The organism is Myxococcus llanfairpwllgwyngyllgogerychwyrndrobwllllantysiliogogogochensis, assembly GCF_006636215.1.
Taxonomy (GTDB): Bacteria; Myxococcota; Myxococcia; order Myxococcales; family Myxococcaceae; genus Myxococcus; species Myxococcus llanfairpwllgwyngyllgogerychwyrndrobwllllantysiliogogogochensis.
In genome coordinates, this window is record NZ_VIFM01000761.1 from 1 (window position 1) to 449 (window position 449).

At 71.7% G+C, this 449-nt stretch carries 1 protein-coding gene; it reads right to left on the bottom strand.

The window, feature by feature from the left end; genetic code table 11:
* Nucleotides 1–265: 265 nt before the first annotated feature.
* A partial coding sequence (locus FJV41_RS57390; RefSeq protein WP_220138016.1) for a hypothetical protein occupies nucleotides 266–449 on the bottom strand: 184 nt, incomplete at its 5' end.

Consider the following 449-nt stretch of genomic DNA (forward strand, 5'->3'; position numbering starts at 1 on the left):
CGGCTGTAGCTCAGTGGATAGAGTATTGGCCTCCGAAGCCAAGGGTCGTGGGTTCGATCCCCGCCAGCCGCACCAGAATTCTCGGCGCTTCCCGCCTCTCCCTCCGCTGCCGCCAGGCAGGCCCGCGAGGGCCATGGGGCGGCAGTCTTCCCGTTCCCCTTTTTTTTCTCCGGCAAGGGCCATGCCATGCCGTTTCCCGCACGGCCGGCATTCATCCCGTGGTGCGCGTGGTGCGCGGCGCTCCGCAGGCCCGCTCCGTTATCGATCACCTTGGCAGGTCGGGCTCGTGCGTGTCTTCGGGCAAGGGCGGCACGGTGCCGGGCGCCGAGGGTTCCACCGTGGCCTTGCTGACGGCGGCGCCGCCCAACGCCCCAGCCACGCCCCCCACGGCCACGCCGACCACGATGCCGATCGGGCCGCCCACGGCCCCGCCCACCGCTGCGCCGGTC